This is a genomic window from Polynucleobacter sp. 39-46-10 (assembly GCF_002282275.1).
Genome location: NZ_NCJB01000193.1, coordinates 1 through 4860, shown reverse-complemented (window position 1 = coordinate 4860; position 4860 = coordinate 1). Strand labels below are relative to the sequence as shown.

10 protein-coding genes and 1 pseudogene are annotated in these 4860 nt (G+C 45.1%); 10 read left to right on the top strand and 1 reads right to left on the bottom strand.

The annotated features are described in order from the left end of the window. The 10 genes and pseudogenes from B7X71_RS12325 to B7X71_RS17925 form a co-directional block, all read left to right on the top strand. Nucleotides 1–233 (top strand): hypothetical protein (locus B7X71_RS12325; protein WP_293600878.1); only part of this gene is annotated, 233 nt, incomplete at its 5' end. Continuing rightward, on the top strand, nucleotides 233–511 hold the full coding sequence (locus tag B7X71_RS12320; RefSeq protein ID WP_293597562.1) for a type II toxin-antitoxin system RelE/ParE family toxin: 279 nt from the start codon (nucleotides 233–235) through the stop codon (nucleotides 509–511). The genes B7X71_RS12325 and B7X71_RS12320, both read left to right, overlap by 1 nt. Nucleotides 512–525: 14 nt before the next feature. Then, nucleotides 526–1458 carry a site-specific tyrosine recombinase XerD gene (gene xerD / locus B7X71_RS12315; protein ID WP_293597561.1) on the top strand — a complete coding sequence of 311 codons (933 nt, stop codon included), beginning with the start codon at nucleotides 526–528 and terminating at the stop codon, nucleotides 1456–1458. A 55-nt stretch (nucleotides 1459–1513) separates the two neighbouring features. After that, entirely contained in the window at nucleotides 1514–2149 is a 636-nt protein-coding gene (gene plsY / locus B7X71_RS12310) for a glycerol-3-phosphate 1-O-acyltransferase PlsY (protein ID WP_293600877.1), read from the top strand. Then, complete coding sequence (locus B7X71_RS12305; protein ID WP_293600876.1) at nucleotides 2146–2517, top strand: MAPEG family protein; 372 nt, start codon at nucleotides 2146–2148, stop codon at nucleotides 2515–2517. The genes plsY and B7X71_RS12305 overlap by 4 nt, the downstream gene beginning before the upstream one ends. Before the next feature lie 40 nt (nucleotides 2518–2557). Then, complete coding sequence (locus B7X71_RS12300; protein WP_293600875.1) at nucleotides 2558–3337, top strand: GTP cyclohydrolase I; 780 nt, start codon at nucleotides 2558–2560, stop codon at nucleotides 3335–3337. Between the two features lie 14 nt (nucleotides 3338–3351). After that, nucleotides 3352–3585, top strand: coding sequence for a hypothetical protein (locus tag B7X71_RS12295; protein WP_293600874.1), 234 nt, complete (start codon nucleotides 3352–3354; stop codon nucleotides 3583–3585). Between the two features lie 148 nt (nucleotides 3586–3733). Continuing rightward, nucleotides 3734–4042: a high-potential iron-sulfur protein gene (locus B7X71_RS12290; protein WP_293600873.1), complete on the top strand. Its 309-nt coding sequence runs from the start codon at nucleotides 3734–3736 to the stop codon at nucleotides 4040–4042. A gap of 119 nt (nucleotides 4043–4161) precedes the next feature. Beyond that, nucleotides 4162–4380, top strand: a pseudogene (locus B7X71_RS17930) (HPP family protein); the annotation flags it as partial. A gap of 49 nt (nucleotides 4381–4429) precedes the next feature. Next, nucleotides 4430–4612 carry an HPP family protein gene (locus B7X71_RS17925; RefSeq protein WP_363927036.1) on the top strand — a complete coding sequence of 61 codons (183 nt, stop codon included), beginning with the start codon at nucleotides 4430–4432 and terminating at the stop codon, nucleotides 4610–4612. Nucleotides 4613–4636: 24 nt separating this feature from the next. Here B7X71_RS17925 and B7X71_RS12280 read toward each other — a convergent pair. Beyond that, nucleotides 4637–4860, bottom strand: a 224-nt coding sequence (locus B7X71_RS12280; protein WP_293600871.1) for a hypothetical protein, incomplete at its 5' end; no start/stop codon positions are given.

The window sequence follows — 4860 nt, the reverse complement described above, 5'->3', positions numbered from 1 at the left end:
GGGATCATCCTAAGGGGGTAAGTATGTCGATAAACGTTAAATTATCTGAAAATTTGGTTGAACAGGCCAAGGCGTATGGGCAAATTGAGCATCGTTCAGTACCCAAGCAGATTGAGTACTGGTCTCAGATCGGTAGAGTTGCCCAAGAAAATCCAGACCTACCGTTTTCAATGATCCATGAGATTTTGATTGCGGATCAAGAGCCGATTATTGGTGAATACGTATTGAGTTGATGCGCTTACTTCTTACTGCTTCGTTTGTTAGGGCAATTAAAAAATTACACCCACAACAAAAAACTGAATTAGATAACGCGCTTAGAGTCATTAGCTCAGACCCCTCTGTTGGCGAGGTCAAGGTTGGAGATTTATTGGGGGTTCAAGTTTTTAAGTTTCGACTTTCTCAGCAGCAATGCTTACTTGCGTATCGGATCTTAGATGAAGAGAGTGTGAAGCTCTTGACCTTTGGCCCGCATGAGAATTTCTATCGCGACTTGAAGCGCCAGGAAGACTAAGGCAAGCTTTAATCATGATTCCTGACTTGGGTTCGACCCCATCGATTTCACCAGCAAGCCAAGAAGCCATTGAGCGCTTCTGTGATGCTTGTTGGTTAGAAGATGGCTTGGCACAAAACAGTTTGTCTGCCTATCGCCGAGATCTATTGCTCTTAGCTCAGTGGCTTCAAAAAGATTCTGGCATTGATCTCTACAGTGTTACCGAAAAAGATCTGACGGCTTATATCGCCCACCGTCGTGCTGATAAGGCGACTACGGCCAATCGTAGGCTTACGGTATTCAAGCGTTTTTACCGTCACGCTTTACGAATCAATTTAGTGAAAAGCGATCCTTGTATTGGCTTGCGTGCCGCTAAACAAGCTTTACGTTTTCCTAAGACCCTGAGTGAAGATCAAGTAACGGCTTTACTGAATGCTCCAGATGTAGAGACACCACTAGGTTTACGCGATCGCACCATGCTGGAATTAATGTATGCCAGCGGCTTACGGGTTTCAGAAATCGTTTCTTTAAAGACGGTGGCGCTGGGCTTAAATGAGGGCATTGTCAGAATTGTCAACGGCAAAGGCGGCAAGGAGCGTTTAGTGCCATTTGGTGGAGAAGCAGGGCAGTGGTTACGACGTTATTTGGCAGAGGGTAGAACACCCTTACTAGAGGGTAAGACTTCAGATGCCGTATTTGTCGGGCGTCATACTGGTACAGGTCTAACTCGTCAGGCCTTCTGGGCGTTGATAAAGCGGTATGCCACGATTGCCAATATTCCGGTTGCCTTATCTCCACATACCTTGCGCCATGCTTTTGCTACCCATTTGCTCAACCATGGGGCAGATCTAAGGGTGGTGCAACTCCTTTTAGGTCATGCTGACATCTCTACCACCCAGATTTACACCCACGTAGCTAGAGAGCGTCTGAAGTCGATTCATCAGCAACACCATCCTAGAGGCAGTTAGAGATATATTGGCTACAGCAGTCATCAACCGTGCAATAAGTGTTTAAGATATCACCATGAATTTAACCTTAGATCTATTGCTGATTCCGATTGCCTACCTGATTGGCTCTATCTCATTTGCGGTAGTGGTGAGTAAGTGCATGCGTTTGCCTGACCCGCATTCTTATGGCTCTGGTAATCCAGGCGCAACCAATGTTCTGCGAACAGGCAATAAGCTTGCTGCAGTTCTGACATTGATTGGTGATGCCCTGAAGGGGTACTTGGCAGTGATGTTAGCGAGAATATTGCTTGGTGATGAATCGGTAACATCAACACTGAACTCTTGGTTGCTGTGCGGCGTAGTAGTCGCTGTTTTCTTGGGCCACCTATTCCCTGTATTTCATGGTTTTAAAGGGGGCAAGGGTGTTGCTACTGCTTGCGGCATCTTGTTTGGGATTAATTGGATTTTGGGCTTAGCAACTTTAAGCACCTGGATCATTGTGGCGATGTTTATGCGCTACTCATCCTTGGCGGCTTTATCGGCAGCGGTGTTTGGTCCCATCTATTTTGTTTTCTTGTTTGGTTTTCAGCCAATGGCAATTGCGCTCTTAGTAGTTTGCTTGTTATTAATCTGGCGTCATCGTAGCAATATCCGCAATTTAATGAATGGCACTGAGAGCCGTATTGGCTCTAAGAAGAGTGCGCAGTCATGACCATTGCATCTTGGTGTGTACTGTTCATGGGATTGTTTCCCTATGTTGCAGCTGGAATTGCCAAAAAAGGTTTTGAGGGTTATGACAATGGCATGCCTAGGCAATGGCTTGCTAAGCAGACAGGATTTCGGGCGCGAGCTAATGCGGCCCAAGCCAACCTTTTTGAATCTCTTCCATTCTTTTTTGCTGCCGTGATCATTGCATCCATGGCCAATGCACCGCAAGGCAGGATTGATCTGCTAGCAATCGGATTTGTATTGGCACGTATTGCTTATCTGGTTTGCTATGTAGCCAATTGGCCAACCACTCGATCTATTGTTTGGCTTGCTGGTTTGGCTTGCGTAGTAGCCATATTCTTCCAGATCTAAATACACTAAAAAATATTTTCATAATTCGAGATAAATACTGATGGCGACTAAAAACACTCCTACAAAAAAAACGGTAAGCCCAAAGCCGACTAAGAAAGCGCCAGTTGCCCCTGTAAAAAAAGTGACCAGCCAAAAGAATGATGCAGGCACTCCATTGTCAGTGGTGATTCGTCGTCGTATTGAGGCTCAAAAAGCACGCTTTCATGCAAATGACAATATCTCTGCGTTCATCAAGCCGGGAGAGCTTGAGGGCTTAGTAGATGAGGTTGCTCAAAAGATGCAGGCTGTTTTAGAAAGCTTGGTCATTGATACAGAAAGTGATCACAACACTAAAAATACTAGTCAACGTGTGGCCAAGATGTTTGTGAAAGAAGTATTTAATGGTCGCTATATTGAGCAGCCCACTTTAACGAAGTTCCCTAATGTCAGTCGCCTTAATGAGCTGATGATCATTGGCCCCATCACTGTGCGTAGCGCATGCTCTCACCATCTATGCCCGATTATGGGTCGCATCTGGATTGGGGTATTACCAAGCAAAGAGTCGGCTTTGATTGGTTTGTCAAAGTACTCACGCTTAACTGAATGGGTGATGTGTCGTCCACAAATTCAGGAAGAGGCAGTAGTGGAACTGGCTGACATGCTCGAGAAAAAAATCAAGCCGATTGGCGTTGCGATTGTGATGGATGCAGATCACTTCTGCATGCAATGGCGCGGTGTGAAGGATCGTGATTCCAAGATGGTAAATAGCGTGATGCGTGGTGCCTTCCTCAAAGACTCTAATTTGCGTAGAGAGTTTTTATCCCTGCTTGAAAAAAGGTAGGCGAGAGCTAGCGCATGATATTTTCAAAGTTCAGTAAGCATGTGACTGGGACTGTTTTCGGATTCCTGCTGAGCTCCATCCTGGTGGGATGCTCCTTGTATCCAGATGTCAATACCGACCCAGCCAAAAACAACAAAGCTACTTTTCGTCAAGATGCCTTAGATTGTGCTCAAGCCTATCCAGAAGCTGGATCGGGTGTGCACATTAAACAGCGTATTTCTTGTATGAATCTCAAGGGTTGGCAGTAGATCTTGACGACCAATTCAATTTGAGAACTATTCTCAACAAAATAGCTATATAAATCAAAGGCTTGTATAGTTTATAGCTGACTATTTTCTTCTGATCTATGATCTGCTGAGCTACACATTTTGTTCTAATTCACTCTCTGGAGAATGTATGAAAAATAGTCGCCGCCAATTTATGATTTTGTCTGCCGCTGGTGCTTGCACATTGGCTTTGAACGGTAAAGTTCAAGCTCAAGCAATGGTTGCTGAAACCGATCCACAAGCTGCTGCTTTAGGTTACAAGGCTGACGCTTCTAAAGTAGATAAAGCAAAGTACCCTAAATATGCTGCTGGCCAAAAGTGTGACAACTGCGCTTTGTATCAAGGTAAAGCGGGTTCTGCTGCTGGTGGTTGCTCACTGTTTGGTGCTAAGCAAGTTGCCGGTGCAGGCTGGTGTTCTGCTTACGCTAAGAAGGCTTAATACTGCATTCGCATTAGCGAGATTAAAAGGCTGCTTCGGCAGCCTTTTTTATTGGCTACGCAGATTTGCTCCCATTGCATGCTGGTTTATGATTGCTCAGAAATATCAATAGAGAAAGTATGAGACAGCAATACAAAAAACTACTCAAACGCTATTCCTTTTACCTGGGTGGCGATCAACCTCAGGTCCCGTGGGTTGAGAGAATTCGGTCTGTTGTGGGTGCTTTTATTGGCCTTATATTAGTACTCACTACCGCAAAGTATCTTGGTGAGCTTAGTGGACTTGACGAGTGGCTAATGGCATCCCTAGGTGCGAGTGCCTTATTGGTTTTTGCTTTGCCAGGCAGTCCCATGGCACAGCCTTGGGCTGTGATTGCCGATTTTGGGGATGTTTATCTTGCGTTGCCTGCACCCACCAGCAGCTGCAGTAGCTTTGATTGTGGTGCTGGGCCACGTGATGCACTACCGCTTTGCCTTTTTCCCGGTAATGGTAGATTCAATATTGCTAGTCATGGCTGGGACGGCTTACAGTAATCTTACCGGTAAACGCTACCCCAATAAACCAAATTAATTCTTTAAAAACAATAGCTTAGTATTATTTTTGCTTGGTTGCTGCTATGGAAATGATGCAGTCCTTGATGCCATAGTTGTGATATTTACCGGCATTTTCCTTTTTGAGGGACTGGGCACATTCATTGACTGAATTACGGACGTTGATTTTGGGGATGTTGCCTGCTGACATGTCTGACTCCTGTAGTTTTAGTTTTTTACTTTGACATCCGCCAGAAATCAGATCCGACGGCTGTCTTGATGGTGCAC